The organism is Escherichia marmotae, from assembly GCF_002900365.1.
Classification (GTDB): Bacteria; Pseudomonadota; Gammaproteobacteria; order Enterobacterales; family Enterobacteriaceae; genus Escherichia; species Escherichia marmotae.
In genome coordinates this window covers 3,765,872-3,789,428 of record NZ_CP025979.1, presented here as the reverse complement: position 1 = coordinate 3,789,428, position 23,557 = coordinate 3,765,872, and the positions used below count along the sequence as shown (strand labels likewise).

Below are 23,557 nucleotides of genomic sequence, written 5' to 3'. Positions count from 1 at the left end.
GGGAAAATACTGACTATTCACCAGTAAGCGTGAAATTACAATCGCAAAAGAGGTGGCCCGGGGGGATCACCTGGCAGTATACCGCCAGGCGCCGGGCCGAAGAGGTTACTTAGTGCAGTTCGCGCACTGTTGATTGACGATCTGCTGGAAGAAGTCGTTGCCCTTGTCATCGACCAGGATAAACGCCGGGAAATCTTCCACTTCGATTTTCCAGATAGCTTCCATACCCAGCTCCGGATAGGCAACACATTCCAGATGCTTAATGCTCTGCTGTGCCAGCACTGCCGCCGGGCCGCCAATGCTGCCGAGGTAGAAGCCGCCGTGTTTATGACAAGCGTCGGTGACCTGCTGACTGCGGTTACCTTTCGCCAGCATGATCATGCTGCCGCCGTGGGATTGCAGCAGATCCACATAGGAGTCCATACGTCCTGCGGTAGTTGGGCCAAGTGAACCGGAAGGATAACCAGCAGGCGTTTTGGCCGGACCTGCGTAGTAGATCGGGTGATCTTTGATGTACTGCGGCAGTTCTTTACCTGCATCGATCAGTTCTTTCAGCTTAGCGTGCGCAATATCGCGACCAACGATAATCGTGCCGGTGAGCGACAAACGGGTGGAAACCGGATACTGCGAAAGCTGGGCGAGGATCTCTTTCATCGGACGGTTAAGGTCGACTTTCACCGCTTCGCCTTCACCTGCCTGACGTAGCTCTTCCGGAATGTACTGGCCTGGGTTGTGCTCCAGTTTTTCTATCCAGATACCTTCGCGGTTGATTTTTGCTTTGATGTTACGGTCAGCGGAGCAGGAGACGCCCATACCTACCGGGCAGGATGCGCCGTGACGCGGCAGACGGATCACGCGGATGTCGTGGGCGAAGTATTTACCGCCAAACTGCGCGCCGAGGCCGAGCTTCTGGGCCTCTTCCAGTAGTTCCTGTTCAAGCTGGACATCGCGGAATGCCTGACCGTGTTCGTTCCCTTCCGTCGGCAGTTCATCGTAATAGTGAGCACTTGCTAACTTAACGGTTTTCAGGTTGGTTTCAGCGGAAGTTCCACCAATCACAAATGCGATATGGTACGGCGGGCAGGCTGCGGTGCCGAGGGTGCGCATTTTCTCAACGAGGAAGTTTTTCAGTTTGCCGGGGGTTAGCAGGGCTTTCGTTTCCTGGTAGAGATACGTTTTGTTGGCAGAGCCGCCACCTTTGGCAACGCAGAGGAATTTGTACTCGTCGCCATCTACCGCGTACAGGTCGATTTGCGCAGGCAGGTTAGTGCCGGTGTTAACCTCTTTGTACATATCCAGCGGCGCGTTCTGTGAATAGCGCAGGTTATCTTCGATATAGGTGTTATAGACACCTTTTGACAGGGCTTCTTCATCACCGCCGCCGGTCCATACGCGCTGACCTTTTTTACCGACAATGATCGCGGTGCCGGTATCCTGGCAGGTCGGCAGCACGCCTTTGGCAGCGATTTCAGAGTTTCTCAAGAATTGCAGCGCCACATACTTATCGTTTTCGCTGGCTTCTGGGTCGTGAAGAATAGACGCAACCTGTTTCTGGTGGGCCGGACGGAGCATGAAAGATGCGTCGTGGAAGGCTTGCTGTGCCAGCAGGGTCAGGGCTTCTGGTTCCACTTTCAGAATAGTTTCACCGTCAAATTCGGCAACGCTGACGTAATCGGAGGTGAGCAGATAATATTCGGTATTGTCTTTCCCCATCGGGAAAGATGCCTGGTAGATAAATGGTTTGTTTGACATAGCTTCCAGCCTGTAACTCTGTATTTGTTATACGAAAATGGCGTGCCGCACAGCGACGGGCAGCACGCATAGTGCAATTACAAGAACCCGTACATCGCGGCGAAGATCCAGCCAAAGACGCAGGATACGCTCACGCCAATCAACCCTGGCAGAATGAAGCTGTGGTTGATGACGAAGCGACCGATGTGGGTGGTTCCGGAACGGTCAAACTGAATCGCTGCCAGGTCGCTAGGATAGGTCGGCAGGATGTAATAACCGTAGCAAGCCGGTGCTGAAGTCACGATGTATGCCGGGTCAACGCCGATCGCCAGTGCAACCGGAACAATGGCTGCCAGCGCTGCGGCCTGGGAGTTCACAAACTTGGAGACCAGCAACAGAACAATGGCATAAGCCCACGGATACTCTTTCACCATTTCGCCCAGTACGCCCTGAATTTCAGACATATGCGCACCGAACATGGTTTCCGCCATCCACGCGATACCGTACACCGCCACGATGGCGATCATACCGGAACGGAAGACTTCGTTTTTTGAGATAGACGCGGGATTGGTTTTGGTCAGGATAATAATCAGCGCCCCGGTCAGCAGCATAAACATCTGAATAACCAGTACCATTGATAGCGGTTTGCCACCAAAAGATGGACGCAGGTCTGAATCAGCACCGAGAAGCGCGACCACGGCGATTGCCCCGAGGAAGATCCACATTGCCAGCCAGTTGCTTTTCGGCAGTTTTTTATCCAGCAGCGTAGCGGTATCACCGTAAACATACTCACGGTTTTCCGGTACAGAGATGAATTTCTGGAATTCTTCGTCTTTATCCAGATCTTTACCGCGGAACCAACTGAAGATACCGATCGCCAGGATTCCTAACAAGGTAGATGGGATGGTGATAGCGAGCAGGTCAAGGAATTCAAGATGACGACCGTCAAAGGTGACGTTACCCAGCATTGCGACGAGTGATACTACCGCAACGGACACCGGACTGGCGATAATTCCCATTTGCGCGCCGATAGAACTCGCCGCCATCGGGCGTTCCGGGCGAATGTTGTTCTTAATGGCGACGTCATAGATGATCGGTAGAATGGTGTAGACCACGTGGCCAGTACCGCAAAGAATGGTCAGTATACAGGTGACAAACGGCGCGACAATGGAGACATATTTCGGGTTGCGGCGCAGCAGTTTTTCGGCAATTTGCAGCATGACGTCAAGGCCGCCAGAGGCTTGCAAGGTCGCAGATGCCGCCACCACCGCGATGATGACCAGCATTACATCAACGGGGGGTTTACCCGGCTGAAGGTGGAAGACGAAGACCAGAATGACCAGGCCGATACCGCCTAATAACCCCAGCGCGATACCGCCCTTTCTGGCACCATAAAACAGACATATCAGTATTATGATAAGTTGGATAGTAAATAACATGTGTGAACCCTCGCGATAATCCCATTTAAATTCTTGTCGAATAGATCACAGTCACGTTCTGTTTTGGATGAACTGTTTTCAGAGCCTGACTAAATATCCGTTTGGTCGTTACTGGCTTGAGTAAATACTTCACAGTAAATATTGGCTGATTAAAACAGCAGAAAATTTATGCACTGTGATAAGTGACTTTTTCAGAGAGAAATACTCTCTGGCGATGGGGTTATCGTTTATGTTTTGCAGATGTTAATGACTTGTTTGTTTGCTATCTTGTTGATATTTATCAGTCTGTTTTTGTTCTACAGGAAGATGTCATTAAGTTTATAGATTATTCTGATCTACCTATTTGTGGGTAAAAATACACATAATGCAGGTAACATAATAGTTAATTAACTTTTGTTAGCGTTTTGAAATTAAAAACTCTATTTATCCGAAAGGATATTAATTTGCTGGACTGAAGAAGGGAAATTATATTTGATCTGGCACAAGTTTTACTGATAGGGGATGTAACTTGTGCCAGTGCTGGTTTGCGTTACTACAATAATTGTTACTTCCAGATAACGAATAACGCTTTATTGACAATATTGCTTCAGTAATGAGTAATGCTCTGCCTGAATACGGTAACGATAAACCGGACGACCAGTGACACCATAATGGATGCTGGTAACTAAGATGTGGCAATTCACCAGCCAGATCAAATATTTACGGCACGAAACGCGTGAGATGTTAACCTCGTTGGCCAACTCGTCGGTTGAAAACTCATAGTCCTGATGAGCGTCAATCCACTGGCACAGCGTGCGTAAAGTCTGTGGCGTTAAGCCTTTCGGCAGACGACGCGTATCCTGTTCGTTGGATGAACTGCCATGAATTAGCTGGTCCAGTTCCGCCTGGTCGTAATACTGCTGCTTCTCCAGCGCCATTTTCTTTTGTCGCCAGCCGGTGAGTGCCTCTTCAAAACGTGATGCCTGGAAGGGTTTGATCAGGTAATCAACGACGCCGTAATGTAGTGAATCTTTAATAGTTGCGGCATCGGCAGCAGAAGAGATGACAATCACATCGCTTTTGCAGTGAGCGTTGTGCAGGGCGGGCAGTAAATCGAGTCCATTCTCTTTTTGCATATAGATATCGAGTAATATCAGGTCGATGGAGGTGTCGCTGTTGAAGATAATCTCTTTGGCTTTCTCAAGCGTAGAGGCGGTGCCGCAGCACTGAAAGCCCGGTATCTGTGCGACATAGCGGCGATTTAGTTCCGCTACCATTGCGTCGCCATCGATAATTAATACATTAATCATTTGCTCGACCTCTCCCCATCCCAGGGTAATTGGACAAAAAATTGTGTGAAAATTCCGGGTTCTGATTCCACGGCAATGCTGCCGCCGAGATTTTCAACCTGTTGTTTGACAAGTGCCAGACCGATGCCTCGTTCGCTTCCTTTTGTCGAGACACCTTTGTCAAAAATGTGATCGATTTTATCGGGGGGAATCCCCGGCCCATCATCGTTAATTTCACAGTGCAGCAAGCCGTGACGGTAGTGTAACGTGACGCTGATTTCGCCACCAGGTTGCGGCCCTAATGCCTCCAGCGCGTTTTCTATCAGGTTTCCCAGCGTGGTAATTAGCGTCGCGACCTGATCTTCACTACCACTGTCTGGCAACTGGCTTTCACTGTTTAAAATCAGCGTATGGCCTAAATCGGTCGCACGGTTAATCTTGCTGATTAAAAAACCAGCGATAACCGGAGATTTGATCTTACCCAGCAGAGAGCCAATCTCTTCCTGATAGTTGTTGGCTGTTTTGAGAATGTAATCTTCCAACTGCTTATAACTCTTCAGATGCAATAATCCGAGAATCACGTGCAATTTGTTCATAAATTCGTGGGATCGTTCACGAAGGGCATCGGCATAGTTGACCAGACCGTCCAACCGTTGCATCAGCTTACGAACTTCTGTTTTGTCTCTGAAGGTAGAGATGGCTCCGATGATAATGCCATTACTGCGCACCGGAACGGTGTTGATCAGTAAGAGTCTGTCTTTAACGGTCACCTCTTCATCTCGTCGCGGCGTGCCGTCGCGTAACACTTCCGAGACATCAACTACCTGCGACCATGCCTGACTAAGTGTCGATAACTTTTCGTCATCCTGCGATTTGTGGTAGTTGAGCAGTTCTTGCGCGGCATCATTAATTAGTGTGACTTCGCCACGAGCGTCCACGGCAACGACGCCTTCCTTGATCGATTGCAGCATTGCCTGGCGTTGCTCAAACAGAGTCGAGATTTCGTAGGGTTCCAGGCCGAACAGGATGCGCTTAAGTACTTTGACCAGTATCCAGGTGCCCAGACCGCCAACCAGCACACCGAATAAAATTGACCAGATAATGCTCCAGCGGCTGTCATTGATCTGCTGTGTTACACGGCTTAACTCCAGACCAATCGCCACCACGCCGATCTGTTTATGATTTTCGTCGTAGACAGGGGTAAATACGCGTAAGGCTTGCGCCAGAAAACCGTGATTAATAGCAACATTTTCCTCGCCGTTCAAAGCTTTAAGGATGTCATCACCTTTAAATGGCTGACCAATTCGCGGGGCTTCAGGGTGTGAGTAGCGAAGACTTTGCATATCGGTAATGACAATAAACAGCAGATCGTTCCGTTTGCGTACATCTTCAGCGATGGCCTGGATACCGCTCTCCTGCGGTGTTTTTTGTAAGCCCTGGCGGATTTCCGGCGAGTCAGCAAGGGTTCGCGCCACAGCCAGCGCCTTGTTGGCTAGTCCGTCACGCGTCATATCGCTGATCTGCGAGAAGTAAATCAGATGCACTACCAGCAACACCGAGAACAGCACTGCGCTGACCATTAAGATCACCGTGGTACTGAGTTTCATCGGACGTTTGCGTAACATGCGGCAGGGCAGTGAATGTCTCATCAGCTTCCTTGTATGACAAATTTCCTAAGCATTATCCCTGATGATGCGGGTAATTCAAAGGGAGTAAGGGGGATTGGCTATTTGGAGCAGAGGAGCTGGTCATTGAAACTGCCAGTGTCGTCTGGCGATTCGGGAGCTATGCTTATAGCGAAAACCATACTTTTGATGGGGGAAGGTCATGGATCAAGCTCTACTGGATGATGGTTATCGCTGCTATACCGGCGAAAAGATAGATGTCTGGTTCAACACCGCGATGTGTCAGCATTCCGGCAACTGCGTACGTGGCAACGGCAAGTTATTTAATCTCAAACGTAAGCCGTGGATTATGCCGGATGAAGTTGACGTCGCTACCGTAGTGAACGTTATTGATACGTGCCCAAGTGGCGCACTGAAATACCGTCATAAATAAGCGAGGGAAAAATGGAAATACGTGAGGGCTATAATAATTTTTATATTAATGATGCGCAGGGAAAGCAAATAGCAGAAATTGTCTTTGTGCCAACCGGAGAAAATTTAGCCATTATCGAACATACCGATATTGATGAAAGTTTGAAAGGGCAGGGGATTGGTAAACAACTGGTGGCAAAGGTCGTGGAAAAAATGCGCCGGGAGAAACGAAAAATTATCCCGCTGTGTCCGTTTGCGAAACACGAATTTGATAAAACGCGTGAGTATGATGATATTCGTAACTGATGGGAGAGTGTGGAGTAATGATATTTTCATGTTCTGCGTAACGTCATTCAGGAGAGTATCTGAAGGGTAGGGGGATGCACAAATAATGGTCAGAGAGAGCGTTTTTTTGTCCCAAATCATCCCCTCTATTGAGCAAAAAAAAAAGAATATCTCCTATATGAGAATCATCAATCGGGGTTAATAAACTTTGCATCCCCAGGGCGTATAATATTGATAGGAGTCATTTTATGGAAGGTATAAACAGGTTCAAAACTTACGTCGTTTCTTTTGATTATCCATCATCTTATTACTCAGTTTTCTTAAGGTTAAGGTCGTTAATGTATGATATGGATTTCTCCTCTATAGTTGCTGATGAATATGGAATACCACGACAATTGAATGAGAATGCTTTCGCAATAACGACATCATTAGCCGCAAGTGAAATTGAAGATTTAATCAGGCTCAAATGCTTAGACTTACCAGATATTGATTTTGACCTCAACATTATGATAGTCGATGACTATTTCCGTCAGTTCTACAAATAGATGGGAAGGATAAGAAGATATTCAAAATGGCACTATTCTCTAAAATATTAATTTTTTATGTGATTGGTGTGAACATATCCTTTGTCATTATCTGGTTTCTCTCACATGAGAAAACACATATTCGTTTACTTAGTGCATTCCTGGTAGGAATAACCTGGCCAATGAGCCTACCCGTGGCATTACTTTTTTCTCTCTTTTAGGAGCTGTGGTTGAGTGGCCCCGCTGGTTATCTTGAAACGAAGCGTCTCTCCTCAAAGCTGGACTTGCGGAACGACGAACGAAGCAGTCACCAGGCTGCTTCGTTCATTAAAGTAAAACTTATTTCTGTGGGCGCATAGCCGGGAAGAGAATAACGTCGCGGATAGTATGACTGTTAGTAAACAGCATAATCATTCGGTCGATACCAATACCTAAACCAGCGGTTGGCGGCAGACCATATTCCAGCGCAGTAACGTAATCTTCATCGTAGAACATGGCTTCGTCGTCACCTGCAGCTTTAGCGTTAACCTGCTCCTGGAAACGTTCTGCCTGATCTTCTGCGTCGTTTAATTCGCTAAAACCATTACCGATTTCACGACCACCGATGAAGAATTCAAAACGGTCGGTGATTTCCGGGTTAACATCATTACGGCGCGCCAGCGGCGACACTTCCGCCGGATACTCAGTAATAAAGGTTGGCTGAATCAGATGTGCTTCTGCCACTTCATCAAAGATTTCGGTGACAATACGTCCCAGCCCCCAGCTTTTCTCTACCGTAATACCGATAGATTCGGCTAATGCTTTAGCGGCATCAAAATTATCCAGGTCTGCCATATCGGTTTCTGGACGATATTTTTTGATTGCTTCGCGCATGGTGAGTTTTTCAAACGGTTTGCCAAAATCAAACACATGCTCACCATAAGTGACTTTAGTTGTACCCAGTACCTCTTGTGCCAGGGTGCGGAACAGTGACTCCGTCAGTTCAATCAAATCGTGGTAATCCGCATACGCCATGTAGAGCTCCATCATCGTGAACTCAGGATTATGACGAACAGAAATACCTTCATTACGGAAGTTACGGTTGATTTCGAATACTCGTTCAAAACCACCTACAACCAGGCGTTTCAGATACAACTCTGGCGCAATACGCAGGTACATATCCAAATCAAGAGCATTGTGATGGGTAATAAACGGGCGAGCAGATGCCCCACCTGGAATTACCTGCATCATCGGGGTTTCTACTTCCATAAACCCACGAGCGACCATGAACTGGCGGATAGCGGCCAGAATTTTTGAACGAACAACAAAAGTTTGACGGGATTTATCGTTAGCGATCAGGTCCAGATAACGTTGACGATAACGGACTTCCTGGTCCTGTAAGCCATGAAATTTATCTGGCAAGGGACGCAGTGCCTTAGTCAGCAGGCGTAACTCAGTACAGTGAATGGAAAGCTCGCCAGTTTGTGTCTTAAACAGCGTACCGCGTGCGCCGATAATGTCACCCAAATCCCATTTTTTAAACTGGTCGTTATAAACACCTTCTGGCAGGCTATCTCGCGCAACGTACAGTTGAATACGGCCACCTACATCCTGCAACGTTACAAAGGAGGCTTTCCCCATGATGCGACGGGTCATCATTCGGCCAGCAACCGAGACTTCAATGTTTAAGGATTCCTGTTCCTGGTTATCCTTCGCATCAAATTCCTCGTGCAACTGGTCAGAGGTATGGTCGCGGCGAAAATCATTGGGAAACGCCACACCTTGCTGACGCAGTGCTGCCAGTTTTTCGCGACGATTTCTCAGTTCATCATTAAAATCAATAGCCTCATTGGCTCCCCGTGTTTCTTGTTCAGACATTTTGGTTCCTCTAAATCCAGCTTTCAATTTAGCGTAGATAAAGAGACAGATCGGTACACTGTATTATCTGCCTCGACTATTAATAACTCAGTTTATCTTATCGAAACCAACGCTCACCTCAAGTTGATATCACTAATAAATAATCATAAAAATGGTTTAAATATCTTATTAATCTTGATTTGCTAGTGTGATTAACTAAAAGTCAATTGATTCATAACCAATTGTTTTAACGGCAGTTAATCGTTGCTTTCCTGTATCATATTGGTCGGCGTGCTAAACAGAAATCGGGTAGCAAAGGCCAATACCACGATGATCGCGACACAAGCCAACGTCCACTCTCCCATCTGGGAAAAGAATCGCTGGTAAGCTGCAATTGCCATACCGCTAATTTGCGACTCTGTCGTCTGTTGTGCCACTACGCCTGCCAGCCAGTTGGCGACCGCGCCTGTTGCCAGCATATAAATACCGGTTAATACGCCAGACATTTTCAGGCGCGTGATTTGCGCAATCGCCACCGGATCAATAAAGAGTTCGGCAAAGCCCATTAGCGCCAACCCGGATATCATCACGCCCATTGACGCTTGACCGCCAGCCGCTGCATGTCGGGCATCAAATGCCAGCAACATAAAGCCACAAGCCATCAGCAGTAAGCCAAAGGCAAACTTCAGCCAGACGCGCAATGTTGAGTTGCCGCGGCTTTCTGGCGACGCCAGCCAGGCAAGTACAACCCCAGCGAGCATCACCGCAATTGCATTCACCGACTGGAATAGCGCAGTAGGTACTTCAATATTGAATGCCTGACGATTCACAAAGCGATCGATAAACAAGCTGATGGTACTGCCGCCCTGTTGTGCCAGTATCCAGAACAACGTCCCGACAAACATCAACAATACAATTTGCCAAAGAGCACGGCGGTGTTCGGGGAATTTGATCATCATGCGGGCAATGATTTGTGCAGCAATAAGGCAAACGATCGCCAGCAAATATCCGGACCAGTCGTTTTCCAGCAATAGGGTAAAAAATACCGGGGCTAAACAGAGCATCACCACCAACCAACTCCATACCGGCAAGGCAAACTTCACGCGAGTGAGCGCTTTTTTGTCCATACCTCGTGTGGATTGGAAATGACGATGACCACTCAGGAATATCAACAAACCGATAAACATGCCGCCGCCCGCAAGGGCAAAGCCAACATGCCAACCATACCACTGTGCAGCCAGGCCACAGGCGATGGGGGCGGCGATAGAACCGATATTGCCCGCGGCATATAGCAGCGAAAAACCACCATCACGTCGATGATCGTCCGCGTCATAGAGCTCGCCAAGTAAACAGCTAATGTTTGATTTGAATAAACCGTAACCACAAATAATGATTGCCAGCGCCAGATACAGGCTAAAGGTTGAATTTGTATCAATGCCCAGTACCACATGGCCAAGGGTCATTAACAGCGCGCCGGCAATTACTGCAGTGCGGTTGCCGAGCAGGCGGTCGGCAAGCCAGCCGCCGAGAATAGGGGTAACATAAACCAGAGATGCATATGCGCTGAACAGGCTGATGGCATGGTTATCATCAAAACCAAGCTGATGGGTGAGATAGAGAATGAGTAAGGCACGCATGCCGTAAAAACTGAAGTACTCCCAGATCTGGATCGCCACGATATAGTATATCGCGCGCGGCTGTGAGGGTGTTTTCATGTGTTCTCCTTATGAGCAAAAAAGGGAAGTGGCAAGCCACTTCCCTTGTACGAGCTAATTATTTTTTGTTTTCTTCTTTCAATACCTTAACGGTATAGCGGCCATCAGCCTGACGGTATGCACCGTGAATGTCGGTTTCAAAGCCCGGATAGTGAGCGCCGATTTCACACAGCATCTGCAGGAACTCCAGAACCGGACGGCTTTCTTCGGTGATCATTTCACCCGGCATTACCAGAGGAACTCCCGGCGGATACGGAAGGATCATATTGGCGTTAATACGACCTACCATTTCGTCGAGGTAAACTTCTTCGGTCATACCGTGCAGCTCTTTCTGGAACGCAGCATACGGAGTCATTACCATCGTCGGCAGAACTTCAAATGCGCGATACATCAGATCCGGCAGATTGTGGTGAACAATCAGTTTGTGGATATTCTGCGCCAGTTCCTGAATACGCATGTTTTCATAGAATTCAGGATCTTCACGATACAGAGACGGCAGCATGTTTTTCACACGCAGGTTCAGGTCGAACGCACGTTTGAAGTCAGTCAGAGCACGCAGCAGGCTCAGTGCTTTGGTCTTATCGATACCGATGCTGAACAGGAACAGCAGGTTATACGGACCGGTCTTCTCAACAACGATGCCATGTTCGTCGAGGTATTTCGCCACGATGCTGGCCGGAATACCGAACTCGCTCATGGTGCCGTCTTTTTCCATCCCCGGAGTCAGCAGAGTGACTTTGATCGGGTCAAGATACATGTGTTCATTATCGATGTTTTTGAAGCCGTGCCAGGTGCTGTCAGAACGCAGCGGCCAGCATTCAGTGGTATCGATATGATCCGGCTGCCATACATCAAAGAACCAGCCATCAGATTCCGTTCTCAGGCGTTTGATCTCTTTACGGAACTTGATCGCACGTTCAATGGAACCGTTGATCAGACGCTTACCGGCATTACCTTTCATCATCGCCGCAGCGGTTTCAGTGGAGGCCACGATACCGTAGTGCGGAGAGGTGGTGGTGTGCATCATGTAGGCTTCGTTAAAGGTTTCTTCGTTTACATCACCTTTAACGTGGATCATGGAAGCCTGAGAGAATGCCGCCAGCAGTTTATGAGTGGACTGGGTTTCATAAATCACTTTCCCTTCTACACGGCCACCGCTCATACCACATTTACCTTCGTAAATTGGAGAGAAGTTGGTGTAAGGCACCCATGCGGAGTCAAAGTGGATGGATTTTACATCCAGTGTTTTCTTGATGAAGTCGGTGTTGTACAGCAGACCATCATAGGTAGAGTTAGTAATTACGGCATGTACCGGCCAGGTTGCGTTTGGTGTTTCTTTAACGCGCTTAGCAATGGTAGCGTGCTGGAATTCACTCTGTGGGATACCACCAAGAATACCGTAAGCGTTACGGGTCGGGCGGAAATAGATTGGTGTAACATCGCTCATCATCATCAGATGGGTCAGCGATTTGTGGCAGTTACGGTCAATCAGAATGGTGCTGCCTGCCGGAGCCGAGTACATACCGACAATTTTGTTGGCAGTGGAAGTACCGTTAGTCACCATGTAGCTGCGGTCTGCGTTAAATACGCGGGCGATATACTGTTCTGCTTCTTTGTGTGGACCGCTGTGATCCAGCAGAGAACCCAGTTCAGATACTGAAATGGAAATATCAGATTTCATGGTGTTCGGACCAAAGAAATCATAGAACAGGCTACCTACCGGGCTTTTCTGGAATGCAGTACCGCCCATGTGACCAGGAGTACAGAAAGTATATTTACCTTCACGAACATATTTAAACAGTGCTTTGGTCAGCGGAGGCAGAATAGTGTTGATATATTCGTCAGTGGTCTGCTTGATCTTGTTAGCAATATCATCAGCAGCACCCAGCGCATATTCAAAGAAGCTAATCTGTAAACGCAGATCGTTCAGGCTTACATCGAGAGTGGAATACGTATTAGCGAACGCGTACAACGGCAGGTTCTCGTTCATTTTGCTAATTTCTTCGCACAGCTCGAGATTATATTTATCCCAGTCAAAAATAACACCGCACAGACGCGCATTGTTTTCGATCAATTTTAATAAGTCGTCACGGTCGTTCGGGTAAACAATCTGGAAGTTCAGACGTTCAAGCGCGCGATGAAGTTCACGGATGGGTTCTTCTTTAAAATAAACCCCCATGTGATTCAATATTGCAATAACGTTCATAGTCATATCTCCAGGTAAAGAAGGCCCCTCCCAACACATGGGACAAAATGAAAGGAGGAGCCTCGGAAAATACTTTTAATTAATGTGCGTTAGATGCAGTGTGGTTATCCATTGAGTGGCTCTGGCGCTCGTGCATTTTGCGAGCGTAGAACATCAGGATAATCAGGCTGACGATGAAGGTTCCTGCCAGCTCGAAGGAGCTTGCACCCATCAGAGCGATGAAGCAGAACACGCAACCCAGTACAGAGCAGATCAGGCTGACAAAGTTGCGGATGTTAACGCCTTCAAAACGAATCAGGTCAACGCAAGAGTAGAAGTACGGCAGCATAGTCAGCAGTACTGCGATACCGGTCAGTTCACCAAACAGGTCAGATGCTTTACCACCGGCAGAGTTCATCAGGGTGATCAGGATCATCAGGGCAGTCATTTTCACAGCAGCCAGCAGCAGACCTTTTTTCGGAATACCGTTGCTGTCGACTTCGCCATAAACTTTCGGGAAGTTACCGTCGTTAGCGGCACGCACACCTGCCTGGCCTACCAGCATCATCCAGGAACCCAGAGACGTCAGGCATGCAAAGGCGGTGAATGCAGAAACCAGCGGCGCAGCCCAGTTACCCAGGATAGTAGAAGCACTGATTGCAAACGGAGCACCGGAAGCTGCCATTACAGAAGACGGATACATACCGGAAAGCACTTGAGTTGCAGCAATATAAACAATACCTGCTAAACCAGTACCCAGCATGGTTGCCAGTGGAACGGTACGTTTCGGGTTTTTAACCATACCCGTACTTACCGCTGCGGATTCCACACCCACAAAGGCCCACAGGCAGAGCAGAATACTTTTAATGATCGCATGGCCATCAGTGGTATTAGCAGTGTTCCAGTTAGCTGCATAAGTTGCAGCATCAAACCAATGCCAGCCAACAATAGCAGTCATAACTACAGGAATAAGAACCAGCACCAGACCAATAGTGGTTAAACGGCTTACCCAAGTACCGCCGAGCATATTTACAAAGGTAAATATCCAGACGATAGCAATACAGGCGATACCCGCCGGGACAGGATCATTTAATACCGGGAAGAAGGTGGAAAGATAAGATACAGCGGTAATACCAATCGCCAGGTTACCAATCCAGTTAGCATGGTAATAAAGAACACCTGTCTGAAAACCAAATGCAGGAGAAATCTCTCCGGCATAAGCAATTGGGCCACCTTGTTGCGGGTTTTTTGTTGCCAGTCGGGCATATACATAAGCCAACGACATTGCACCAATAATAGAGATAATCCAACCCCAGATAGCAATACCACCGATACTTGCAAGGTTCGCAGGTAATAATGCAATACCGCTCCCCATCATATTACCGGCAACAACACCGGTACAGGCAAATAGCCCGATCTTCTTGGCAGAACTCATGCTCTTCTCCTAATTTCATTTTTGAATTTGGAGTCCGGGTCATGATGCGTAACTATTTACTGACCAGACCAAACTGGCGACAAGATTACTCAAAAAAAAAGATTAATCCTAAAGATTAGGTGAAATAATACAAAAGTTTATGTAAGTGAGAATTTGAGCTCTCCATTAACAGATAAGAATCGCAAGTTGATATCATGAAAAGATAAACATTTAATGTTTACAATGGGTTATGTACATATTTGTGGTTAAAATTATGTAATAAAAATTATGCGACAAATAAAATGCCGCAACATATTACACCAATAAAAACACACAAAAATTCAACATCCAGTATTCCCGTGCATGAATCAACGCGGGAGTCACTTATTCTGAAGCGAGAAATTTGTCGAGATAAGGAACAACATAAGGAACAGAAGTCTGGAATATACCATTTTCAATCCAGTAAAGGGTGTTTGTACCAGGACGTAAATTAAAGGCTGTGAGATATGCATCAGCAGCTTCACGGTTCATCCCCTTCATTTCGTAAACTTTGCCAAGCAACACATAGTTTAGCCAGGACATTTCAAGATCAATTCCAGTATTTATCGCCTGATACGACTCCTCTATTTTTCCATTTTCCAGGGCACTGACAGCTTTTATTTGATAGAAAATGGCTAGATTATTCATGCCCGGCATTGTAGCAATGTTATCAATTTCTGTATTCAGTGCTGCTAATTGTTTTTCATCTAAAGGGTGCTGAGAATGACGTACTATATCAACTAATGCTTTTTCTGCTCTCGCATAGATAAATTCAGGAGATGATTCAATAATCTCACCTAATAATTCACTGGCACGGTTCAATGATTTTTCATCACCATGCATTAAATAATCATGCGCTTGATAAAAATTAGTTAATAAAGCACCTCGATGAGGCAATATTTGTTGGAACATCTCCTGCATTCGTTGTGGCCACGGTTGATTCAATGCCTTTGATAAACTCTCAAGTAAATCATTTTGAATTGCCAACTGGTTACCGTTAGTGATGACATAACGTTTATCCAGCATGGTTGAACCATCTGCATTGTCTACCAATTTCACCGACATAAAGCACTGCTGAGCGCGGTATTGGCGTTGATTAACAAATGCAATAGATAACGTTTTACCAGAGCTGCTCGGTTCATCAATGTTGTAGTTAATTTTGTCATGCACCATAAAGGTGGAGAAGGTATTAAGTGACGTAGCCACCAAATCGCCCACACCTATCGCGTAAGAGCGCTGATACGGAGAAGTCCAATTGTTACAACTGTTATTCACCATATTAATGTCAATATCGCGTGGATTGAGCAAAATACGCGATTTACTCAAAGGAAGACGCGTTTCCAGGCTGGAGAATGCCACGAGTACGACACAGATACCTAACGACAACAGGAAAAAAAACCATACCCAAAAGGCAGTTAATCGTTTGCATCTAACTGGGGGATGTTCAGGTGGCTTTGGGGGGTATTGGATATCTGGACTGTGGATGGGGGGATCTGTGTCAGGAGTCGCCTCTGGTATAGGAGGAGACGAAGATAACATCATTTCCTCCCCTTCCTCTTCGCTGCACCATATAACCGGAACCATTAATTTATAACCGCGCTTCGGTACAGTAGCGATATAGACAGGACTATCTTCATCATTATCTTTTAATGACTTACGCAGTTCTGAGATACTCTGTGTTACAACGTGATTGGTGACGATACTCCTCTTCCACACATTATCGATAAGTTCATCTCTACTAAGTACTTCACCACTATGTTGAGCAAAGAAAACCAGAAGATCGATTAATCGTGGCTCCAGGGTTAGTTGACGCCCGTTGCGACTTATTTGGTTTATGGACGGAGTAACAAGCCATTCGCCAACGCGAACTACAGGTTGTTGCATAATAGAAACTCACTCGAAAAGGGACTGGCCCAATGATAATTGCCATAACCTATTTTTACCATCTATTGATGAATGTCTTTACATATTATTGGTGAATAGAATACGTTATTCTTACCAGCCATAAACTTCTTGATTACATAGCCTTACGAAAGAACTTTAATGAGAACCAGAAGTAATTTGCCTTACCATCAAAATTCATCATCTTTGCCAAAGAAAAATGTTCAGAAAATAATTCCCGGAAAATGGCCCGAAGCGCTTACTATTTTAATGGATTGTTAGTCTTTGCATGAGCAAACGGACTGATACATTTTTCTTTGTTCGCATTCAGAATCTCATCAGTCGGCGTTCTGTTTATGGATGCATTACGCTCCTGATGACGTCATTTGACGTTCAACAGCATTACGGGGCCGCGCGACATTTCGCGTCAGTCAGTGCTATAGCTTAGGGACAAATTTTCTCGAACCGGGATATACCCGCAAAATGCTGGTGATGTGGGGGAGAATCGGGTTGAGTTCGGCAGAATTGATTTGGAGGCAGAACGCTTAAATCGTGGCATCCTGAAACGAAAAACGGACCTCTGTGGAGGTCCGTTTATATGAATTTGGTGCCCGGACTCGGAATCGAACCAAGGACACGGGGATTTTCAATCCCCTGCTCTACCGACTGAGCTATCCGGGCAACGGGGCGCATTAAACCGTAATCTGCACATCTCGTCAACCTAATTTCAGTAAAAACGATTCAATTGCTTAAGTTTGCGGCAAATCGCTTGTTTTCTGTATTTCTGTCAGGTCAGTGCCCCGCCCTGACGGCAGCGGGCGAAGCGCAGGATATCTTCCGCCAGTCGGTGTGCGGTGTCGACATCCGCCTGGCTGCGATTCACCAGCATGCGACTTAAACACCCTTCCAGCACCAGTTCCATCTGCTTTGCCACCATTGCCGGGTCGTCAACTTCCAGGGTGGTTAACAGTTCGTGGGTGAAATCATACGCCGCGCTTTTTTGCTGATCGGCCAGTTGATGGATAGGGTGGTCGGGATCGGGATAAAACGTGCAGGCAGCGATAAACAGACAGCCCGGATAGCGGTTGTTTTTAACGCATTCTGATAATGCCTGATAACGCGCCAGCAGCTTTTGTTCAGCAGATTGCGTTTCATCCAGCATCAGTTGACGACGCCAGACATCTATCTGTTGGCTAAGATAGCGCAGCGCATCGTAGAGGATGGCCTCTTTGTCTGGCCAGAAACGCTGGAGCGCTTCCAACGGATAATCCACTCGTTCAGCAACCATCTCCAGCGTAGTGTTAGCAATCCCTTGTAACTCTAATAATTTCAGGGCTTCTCCCAGTACATCTTCACGTTGCACGCTATTTTCCTCCGTCTTTCCCACTGAAGTGTCGTTCACGGTTGGCGATCGCGCAAATGTGCGCTGAAGGTTTCTGCATCCATAAAGCCCGTGACTCGTGCTTGTGGATGCTCCTGACCTTGTCCGTCAAAAAACAGAATCGTCGGTAGGCCAAGGACATTTAGATGTTTTAACAGCGCCACATCTTGTGCGTCGTTGGCAGTGACGTTGGCCTGAAGTAATACCGTGTCTGCTAACGCTTTTTGCACCTGCGGGTCACTGAAGGTGTATTTTTCGAACTCTTTACAGGCGACGCACCAGTCGGCATAGAGATCTAGCATTACCGGTTTGCCTTTGGCTGCAACGAGCGCCTGATTTAACTCATCTACTGTTTTGATTTTTTTAAAGTTGAGATGGGCCTGAGATTGTGCCGTGCTCGTCGCGCCAAACGCCCAATCCTGGAGTGGGCGCACGCTTACCAGCGCGGCTGCCAGCAGGATAATTTGTACCATGCGCATCCAGCCGCGTTTGGCTTGTAAGCTGGAGACAAACGCCCAGCCAAAGAACGCGACGCCAAGCGCCGACCACAAGCGTAATCCCCAGGCATCGCCAATCACCCGCTCCAGCAGGAAGACCGGCAGCGCCAGGATTACAAAACCAAACGCGGTTTTGACCTGTTCCATCCACGGACCGCTTTTCGGCAGCAGACGGTTGCCGAAGACAGTAATGAGTATCAGCGGTAGTCCCATGCCCAGCGCATAGAGATAAAGTGTACCGCCGCCCAGCCACATGTTCCCGCTTTGGGCGATATACAGCAGAATCGCGCTAAGTGGCGCGGTAGTGCATGGTGAACAGATCAATCCGGCAATTGCGCCCATAACAAACACACCGCCAGGCGAGCCGCCTTGCTGGCGATTACTCATCAGCGTGAGGCGTGTTTGTAGGGAAGAGGGAAGTTGCAGGGTAAACAAGCCAAACATCGACATCGCCAGCAAGGTAAAGACGATCGCGAGGCCGATAAGCACGTAAGGATGCTGTAGCGCCGCCTGGAACTGTAATCCCGCGGCGGCAACCACCAGACCCAGTGCCGTGTAAGTCAGCGCCATCCCCTGAACATAAATAAAGGTCAGCAGCAATGCTCTGGCGGTGGATAGCCGCTGTTTACCGCCCAGTACGATACCGGAAATCAGCGGGTACATCGGCAGCATGCATGGTGTGAAGGCGATGCCGATACCGATCAACAGCGCCCAGAGTGCAGAAAAGGGCAGTTGCGCGGCGGGTTGCTCTTGCTGCGGAACTGGCGCAGGTTGTGGCGCCGCGTTGTTGGCGAGCACTTTGCTTAACGGCACTATTTTAGTTTCTGGCGGATAACAGAAACCGGCGTCGGCGCATCCCTGGTAAGTAATCGTCAACGTCGCACCAGCACCCGCCTGATTGATGGTAACGGGAAGCGTCAGCCGCCCACGGTAAATCTCGCTTTTGCCGTAAAACTCATCTTCATGCCAGACACCTGACGGCAGTTGCACGTCGGCAATCTTCGCCTGTTCAGGCGTAATACGGATCTGTTTACGGTAGAGGTAATAACCGTCTTTGATCTGCCAGCTCAGATTAAGGTCATGCTGGTTTTGCTGAAAATCAAAAGCAAAGGCTTGATCCGCGGGGACAAATTGGGAACGTCCAGGCGCGTCGAATAATCCGGCAAAAACGGAAGTGCTGCAAAATAGCAGGATCAGCGTAAAGATGCGTTGAGCCATGAGAGGTAATCTGTGTCTCCATGTGTAACAGGTAAAACCAGAAGTTCAGGTGTTTGATAAGGATGATGAGCCTTCAGGCATTCCAGCAGTGCCTGCTGGTGAGCTTTATCGGTTTTTAAGATCATCTGTACTTCATATTCCTGTTCCAGCTTACCCTCCCAGTAATAGAGAGAGGTTGCACCGGGGATCAGGGTTGCGCAGGCTGCCAGTTTTTCTGCCAGCGCTTTGGCAGCCAGATCCTGGGCTGTCGCTTCATCCGGCGCGGTACACAGCACCACGACAGACGCGGTATTCGAACTTTTTTCATCAAGCATAAACACCTCGCTAGAACAGATGGAACCGCAAGAGAGAGGTCACTATACAACGGACGAGGGAAGGATGTTAGTCGGTGGGAAAGAAAGCGGGGCGTGAACGCCCCGCGATTTGTTATTACAGCATCACACTGCCCAGCAGGAAGCCGAAGCAAACGGCCAGGGCAACACCCAGAGTACCCGGGATGAAGAACGGATGGTTGAAGACGAATTTACCGATACGAGTTGTACCCGTGTCATCCATCTGTACCGCAGCAACCAGCGTCGGGTAGGTCGGCAGAATGAACAGGCCAGACACGGCTGCGAAAGAAGCAACAGCGGTCAGCGGAGAAACGTTCAGCGCCAGAGCCATCGGCATCAGTGCTTTTGCGGTTGCAGCCTGAGAATACAGCAGAGCAGAAGCAAAGAAGAAGATGACAGCCAGCAGCCACGGATGACCCTGAATCACTTCACCAGCGGTATCTTTGATCCAGTCGATGTTGTTGGAAACGAAAGTATCGCCCAGCCATGCAACACCCAGGATACAAATACAGGCGCTCATACCTGCTTTGAAGGTGCTGGAGTTGAGGATGTTGTCGGTATCCACTTTGCAAAGAATAGTGGTCAGGGTTGCAACACTCAGCATGATAATCAGGATGGCGTTAGTGGTGTTCATCAGCGGTTTCTCAACCAGACCCATGCTCGGGCTGTTGATGATCGCATAGATAACCACGCCGACTACGCCCAGCAGGAACAGCCAGACGGACGCTTTCGCGCCTTGTTTGATTTCAACCTGCTTCTCACCGCGCAGTTCAACCAAACCTTCTTCCAGACGCTTGCGATAAATCGGATCGTCAGACAGCCTGGAGTTGAACAGCATGGTGACCAGGAAGGACATCACCAGAACCGCCAGCAAGGTGGACGGGATGACCACGGAGAGCAAATGGAGGTAGCTGATGCCATGACCTTCCATTACGGAAGACATGTAAACCACTGCCGCAGAGATTGGCGATGCGGTGATCGCAATCTGCGCGGAAACTACCGCAGTAGACAGTGGACGGCAAGGTTTAACGCCTTGTTCCTTCGCTACTTCAGCGATAACTGGCAGCGTTGCCAGAGAGATGTTGCCAGTGCCCGCAAAGATGGTCAGGAAATAGGTCACGATCGGTGCGAGGATCGTGATGTATTTCGGGTTACGGCGCAGCAGCTTTTCTGTCTGGTGAACCAGATAGTCCAGACCGCCAGCAACCTGCATGGCAGAAATAGCAGCGATAACCGCCATGATAATGGAAATTACATCGAACGGAATGTTACCAGGCTTGACGCCGATAGCGGCAAGAACCAGCACCCCCAATCCACCTGCAAAACCAATACCAATTCCCCCTAATCTGGCGCCCAAAAAGATCGCCAGCAAAACGATGATGAGTTCTACAACTAGCATATTAGTCTTCCTTGTTTTTTAACAAGTTGATATCAGGTTGTTGTTTTTAAGTTACTGCTCACAAGAAAAAAGGCACGCCATCTGACGTGCCTCTTTTATTTGTACTACCCTGTACGATTACTGTTCGCTTTCATCAGTATAGCGTTTTGCTTTGTAAGCCGGATGCATCAGGTTCTGTACGGAGAAAATATCGTCTAGTTCCGCTTCAGTCAACAGACCGCGCTCCAGAACGACTTCGCGCACGCTCTTACCTGTTTCGGCACAGATTTTACCCACGATGTCACCGTTGTGGTGACCGATGAACGGGTTCAGGTAAGTGACGATACCGATAGAGTTGTAAACGTAACCTTCGCACACTTCTTTGTTAGCAGTGATGCCGTTAATGCATTTTTCCAGCAGGTTGTAGCAAGCATTGGTCAGAATGTGAACGGATTCAAACATCGCCTGGCCAATGACCGGCTCCATAACGTTCAACTGAAGCTGACCTGCTTCTGCTGCCATGGTAACAGTGGTGTCGTTACCGATGACTTTGAAGCATACCTGGTTAACTACTTCCGGAACTACCGGGTTTACTTTTGCTGGCATGATAGAAGAGCCTGCCTGCAGTTCCGGCAGGTTGATCTCATTCAGGCCGGCACGTGGGCCAGAAGAGAGCAAGCGCAGGTCGTTACAGATTTTGGACATCTTCACAGCCAGGCGTTTCAGCGCGCCGTGAACCATAACGTAAGCGCCGCAGTCAGAGGTCGCTTCGATGAGGTCTTCAGCCGGAACGCATGGGAAGCCAGTGACTTCAGCCAGTTTTTTCACTGCCAGCGGAGAGTACTCTTTCGGCGTGTTCAGGCCAGTACCGATGGCAGTTGCGCCAAGGTTAACCTCCAGCAGCAGTTCAGAAGTACGTTGGATGTTTTTCACTTCCTCTTTCAGCAGGATGCTGAAAGCGCGGAATTCCTGACCAAGGGTCATTGGTACTGCGTCCTGCAGTTGGGTACGACCCATTTTCAGGATGTCCTGGAATTCGACAGCTTTACGCTCAAAACCTTCGCGCAGTTGGTTAATAGCATCTACCAGTTTAATCAGGGAAGAGTAAACTGCGATGCGGAAACCGGTCGGGTAGGCGTCGTTGGTGGACTGACATTTGTTAACATGGTCGTTCGGATTCAGGTACTGATATTCACCTTTCTGGTGTCCCATCAGTTCCAGACCGATATTGGCCAGCACTTCGTTGGTGTTCATGTTTACGGAAGTACCTGCGCCGCCCTGGTAGACGTCTACCGGGAACTGATCCATGCATTTTCCGTTATTCAGGACTTCATCACATGCAGCAATGATTGCATTCGCTACACTTTTAGGAATGGTTTGCAGCTCTTTGTTTGCCATAGCTGCGGCTTTTTTAACCATTACCATACCGCGAACAAATTCAGGAATATCGCTGATTTTGTTGTTGCTGATATAGAAGTTTTCAATCGCTCTCAGAGTGTGAACACCATAGTAGGCATCAGCTGGAACTTCCCTGGTACCCAACAGATCTTCTTCGATACGAATGTTGTTTGACATGTGAACCTTCTTTTTCAAGCTGCCAATGATTTGCTTTAAACACACAGAATATATGTGGTTTCGAATGTTTTTCGACCGACGATTATCCCCTGCATCAGTCGAATACTCGGGATCATATGTTGCTTGAGGATTTCTACCGTAATCTGGATCACTTTAAGTGTCGGTTTTTACCCCTTAATTATTAATTTGTGAAATAGATCACCGCTTTGGGATTACTACCAAAAATAGTTGCGCAAACGTCTTGAAATTTTGCTAATGACCACAATATAAGCTGAACGCGATTCGCAACCCATTCAGGCGGCCGGATTTAACCGGTTGCTATTACAGGAGAAACCTTTGCGCTGGTTACCTTTTATTGCCATTTTCCTTTATGTCTATATTGAGATTTCAATCTTTATTCAGGTTGCCCACGTATTGGGGGTATTACTCACTCTTGTGTTGGTTATATTCACGTCAGTTATTGGTATGTCGCTGGTACGTAACCAGGGATTTAAGAATTTTGTGCTGATGCAACAAAAAATGGCGGCGGGAGAAAATCCGGCGGCGGAAATGATTAAAAGTGTTTCGTTGATCATTGCCGGTTTGCTGCTTTTATTACCGGGCTTTTTCACCGATTTCCTCGGTCTTCTTCTTTTATTGCCACCAGTGCAGAAACATCTGACTGTGAAGTTGATGCCGCATTTGCGTTTTTCCCGTATGCCGGGCGGTGGATTTAGTGCCGGAGCCGGTGGCGGCAATACTTTTGATGGTGAATATCAGCGTAAGGATGACAACCGCGATCGCCTTGATCATAAAGACGATCGTCAGGATTAATGTTGAAACG

General features: G+C 47.8%; 19 protein-coding genes and 1 tRNA gene. 5 read left to right on the top strand and 15 right to left on the bottom strand.

Features of this window, described 5'->3' with window-relative positions; translation table 11 throughout:
• Window positions 1-105: 105 nt before the first annotated feature.
• From fumB to C1192_RS19375, 4 genes are all read right to left on the bottom strand, one after another.
• Window positions 106-1,752, bottom strand: coding sequence for a class I fumarate hydratase (gene fumB, locus C1192_RS19395; RefSeq protein WP_038355164.1), 1,647 nt, complete (start codon window positions 1,750-1,752; stop codon window positions 106-108).
• Window positions 1,753-1,829: 77 nt separating this feature from the next.
• Window positions 1,830-3,170: an anaerobic C4-dicarboxylate transporter DcuB gene (dcuB, locus tag C1192_RS19390; protein ID WP_038355163.1), complete on the bottom strand. Its 1,341-nt coding sequence runs from the start codon at window positions 3,168-3,170 to the stop codon at window positions 1,830-1,832.
• Window positions 3,171-3,739: 569 nt separating this feature from the next.
• A complete protein-coding gene (dcuR, locus tag C1192_RS19380; RefSeq protein WP_038355162.1) occupies window positions 3,740-4,459 on the bottom strand; it encodes a two-component system response regulator DcuR in 720 nt (239 codons plus the stop codon).
• Window positions 4,456-6,087, bottom strand: coding sequence for a sensor histidine kinase (locus tag C1192_RS19375; protein ID WP_038355161.1), 1,632 nt, complete (start codon window positions 6,085-6,087; stop codon window positions 4,456-4,458). The genes dcuR and C1192_RS19375 overlap by 4 nt, the downstream gene beginning before the upstream one ends.
• A gap of 178 nt (window positions 6,088-6,265) precedes the next feature.
• Between C1192_RS19375 and yjdI the strand changes: the two genes are divergently transcribed.
• The 4 genes from yjdI (at window position 6,266) to ghoT (ending at window position 7,504) form a co-directional block, all read left to right on the top strand.
• Complete coding sequence (yjdI, locus tag C1192_RS19370) at window positions 6,266-6,496, top strand: 4Fe-4S mono-cluster protein YjdI (protein WP_000371696.1); 231 nt, start codon at window positions 6,266-6,268, stop codon at window positions 6,494-6,496.
• A gap of 11 nt (window positions 6,497-6,507) precedes the next feature.
• Window positions 6,508-6,780 carry a GNAT family N-acetyltransferase gene (locus C1192_RS19365; RefSeq protein ID WP_038355160.1) on the top strand — a complete coding sequence of 91 codons (273 nt, stop codon included), beginning with the start codon at window positions 6,508-6,510 and terminating at the stop codon, window positions 6,778-6,780.
• A gap of 227 nt (window positions 6,781-7,007) precedes the next feature.
• Window positions 7,008-7,304, top strand: coding sequence for a type V toxin-antitoxin system endoribonuclease antitoxin GhoS (gene ghoS / locus C1192_RS19360; protein ID WP_001517605.1), 297 nt, complete (start codon window positions 7,008-7,010; stop codon window positions 7,302-7,304).
• A gap of 26 nt (window positions 7,305-7,330) precedes the next feature.
• Window positions 7,331-7,504, top strand: coding sequence for a type V toxin-antitoxin system toxin GhoT (gene ghoT, locus C1192_RS19355; protein WP_001173345.1), 174 nt, complete (start codon window positions 7,331-7,333; stop codon window positions 7,502-7,504).
• Window positions 7,505-7,622: 118 nt separating this feature from the next.
• Here ghoT and lysS read toward each other — a convergent pair whose 3' ends face one another.
• From lysS to aspA, 11 genes are all read right to left on the bottom strand, one after another.
• The gene (gene lysS / locus C1192_RS19350; protein WP_038355159.1) at window positions 7,623-9,140 is read right to left on the bottom strand and encodes a lysine--tRNA ligase; all 1,518 of its coding nucleotides are present in this window, start codon (window positions 9,138-9,140) and stop codon (window positions 7,623-7,625) included.
• A 236-nt stretch (window positions 9,141-9,376) separates the two neighbouring features.
• Window positions 9,377-10,834 (bottom strand): dipeptide/tripeptide permease DtpC, encoded by a 1,458-nt coding sequence (dtpC, locus tag C1192_RS19345; RefSeq protein WP_038355158.1) that lies wholly within the window; start codon window positions 10,832-10,834, stop codon window positions 9,377-9,379.
• Between the two features lie 58 nt (window positions 10,835-10,892).
• Window positions 10,893-13,040 (bottom strand): lysine decarboxylase CadA, encoded by a 2,148-nt coding sequence (cadA, locus tag C1192_RS19340; protein WP_001517607.1) that lies wholly within the window; start codon window positions 13,038-13,040, stop codon window positions 10,893-10,895.
• 79 nt (window positions 13,041-13,119) lie between these two features.
• A complete protein-coding gene (cadB, locus tag C1192_RS19335; protein WP_001517608.1) occupies window positions 13,120-14,454 on the bottom strand; it encodes a cadaverine/lysine antiporter in 1,335 nt (444 codons plus the stop codon).
• A gap of 363 nt (window positions 14,455-14,817) precedes the next feature.
• A complete protein-coding gene (gene cadC, locus C1192_RS19325) occupies window positions 14,818-16,356 on the bottom strand; it encodes a lysine decarboxylation/transport transcriptional activator CadC (RefSeq protein ID WP_001187163.1) in 1,539 nt (512 codons plus the stop codon).
• 602 nt (window positions 16,357-16,958) lie between these two features.
• Window positions 16,959-17,034: transfer RNA gene (locus C1192_RS19320), tRNA-Phe, on the bottom strand.
• 106 nt (window positions 17,035-17,140) lie between these two features.
• Window positions 17,141-17,716, bottom strand: a complete 576-nt coding sequence (locus C1192_RS19315) for a transcriptional regulator (RefSeq protein ID WP_001188522.1) — start codon at window positions 17,714-17,716, stop codon at window positions 17,141-17,143.
• A gap of 35 nt (window positions 17,717-17,751) precedes the next feature.
• Window positions 17,752-19,449, bottom strand: coding sequence for a protein-disulfide reductase DsbD (dsbD, locus tag C1192_RS19310; RefSeq protein WP_038355157.1), 1,698 nt, complete (start codon window positions 19,447-19,449; stop codon window positions 17,752-17,754).
• Complete coding sequence (gene cutA, locus C1192_RS19305; RefSeq protein WP_001517610.1) at window positions 19,425-19,763, bottom strand: divalent cation tolerance protein CutA; 339 nt, start codon at window positions 19,761-19,763, stop codon at window positions 19,425-19,427. The genes dsbD and cutA overlap by 25 nt, the downstream gene beginning before the upstream one ends.
• Window positions 19,764-19,878: 115 nt before the next feature.
• A complete protein-coding gene (gene dcuA, locus C1192_RS19300) occupies window positions 19,879-21,180 on the bottom strand; it encodes an anaerobic C4-dicarboxylate transporter DcuA (protein WP_038355156.1) in 1,302 nt (433 codons plus the stop codon).
• A 117-nt stretch (window positions 21,181-21,297) separates the two neighbouring features.
• Window positions 21,298-22,734, bottom strand: a complete 1,437-nt coding sequence (gene aspA / locus C1192_RS19295; protein ID WP_001517611.1) for an aspartate ammonia-lyase — start codon at window positions 22,732-22,734, stop codon at window positions 21,298-21,300.
• Between the two features lie 336 nt (window positions 22,735-23,070).
• Here aspA and C1192_RS19290 point away from each other — a divergent pair, with 336 nt between their 5' ends.
• Window positions 23,071-23,547: an FxsA family protein gene (locus tag C1192_RS19290; RefSeq protein WP_001267441.1), complete on the top strand. Its 477-nt coding sequence runs from the start codon at window positions 23,071-23,073 to the stop codon at window positions 23,545-23,547.
• Window positions 23,548-23,557: the final 10 nt, after the last annotated feature.

Coding starts and splice junctions, on each gene's coding strand:
- fumB (WP_038355164.1), bottom strand. CDS start 1,752: ATGTCAAACAAACCATTTATCTACCAGGCATCTTTCCCGATGGGGAAA.
- dcuB (WP_038355163.1), bottom strand. CDS start 3,170: ATGTTATTTACTATCCAACTTATCATAATACTGATATGTCTGTTTTAT.
- dcuR (WP_038355162.1), bottom strand. CDS start 4,459: ATGATTAATGTATTAATTATCGATGGCGACGCAATGGTAGCGGAACTA.
- C1192_RS19375 (WP_038355161.1), bottom strand. CDS start 6,087: ATGAGACATTCACTGCCCTGCCGCATGTTACGCAAACGTCCGATGAAA.
- yjdI (WP_000371696.1), top strand. CDS start 6,266: ATGGATCAAGCTCTACTGGATGATGGTTATCGCTGCTATACCGGCGAA.
- C1192_RS19365 (WP_038355160.1), top strand. CDS start 6,508: ATGGAAATACGTGAGGGCTATAATAATTTTTATATTAATGATGCGCAG.
- ghoS (WP_001517605.1), top strand. CDS start 7,008: ATGGAAGGTATAAACAGGTTCAAAACTTACGTCGTTTCTTTTGATTAT.
- ghoT (WP_001173345.1), top strand. CDS start 7,331: ATGGCACTATTCTCTAAAATATTAATTTTTTATGTGATTGGTGTGAAC.
- lysS (WP_038355159.1), bottom strand. CDS start 9,140: ATGTCTGAACAAGAAACACGGGGAGCCAATGAGGCTATTGATTTTAAT.
- dtpC (WP_038355158.1), bottom strand. CDS start 10,834: ATGAAAACACCCTCACAGCCGCGCGCGATATACTATATCGTGGCGATC.
- cadA (WP_001517607.1), bottom strand. CDS start 13,040: ATGAACGTTATTGCAATATTGAATCACATGGGGGTTTATTTTAAAGAA.
- cadB (WP_001517608.1), bottom strand. CDS start 14,454: ATGAGTTCTGCCAAGAAGATCGGGCTATTTGCCTGTACCGGTGTTGTT.
- cadC (WP_001187163.1), bottom strand. CDS start 16,356: ATGCAACAACCTGTAGTTCGCGTTGGCGAATGGCTTGTTACTCCGTCC.
- dsbD (WP_038355157.1), bottom strand. CDS start 19,449: ATGGCTCAACGCATCTTTACGCTGATCCTGCTATTTTGCAGCACTTCC.
- cutA (WP_001517610.1), bottom strand. CDS start 19,763: ATGCTTGATGAAAAAAGTTCGAATACCGCGTCTGTCGTGGTGCTGTGT.
- dcuA (WP_038355156.1), bottom strand. CDS start 21,180: ATGCTAGTTGTAGAACTCATCATCGTTTTGCTGGCGATCTTTTTGGGC.
- aspA (WP_001517611.1), bottom strand. CDS start 22,734: ATGTCAAACAACATTCGTATCGAAGAAGATCTGTTGGGTACCAGGGAA.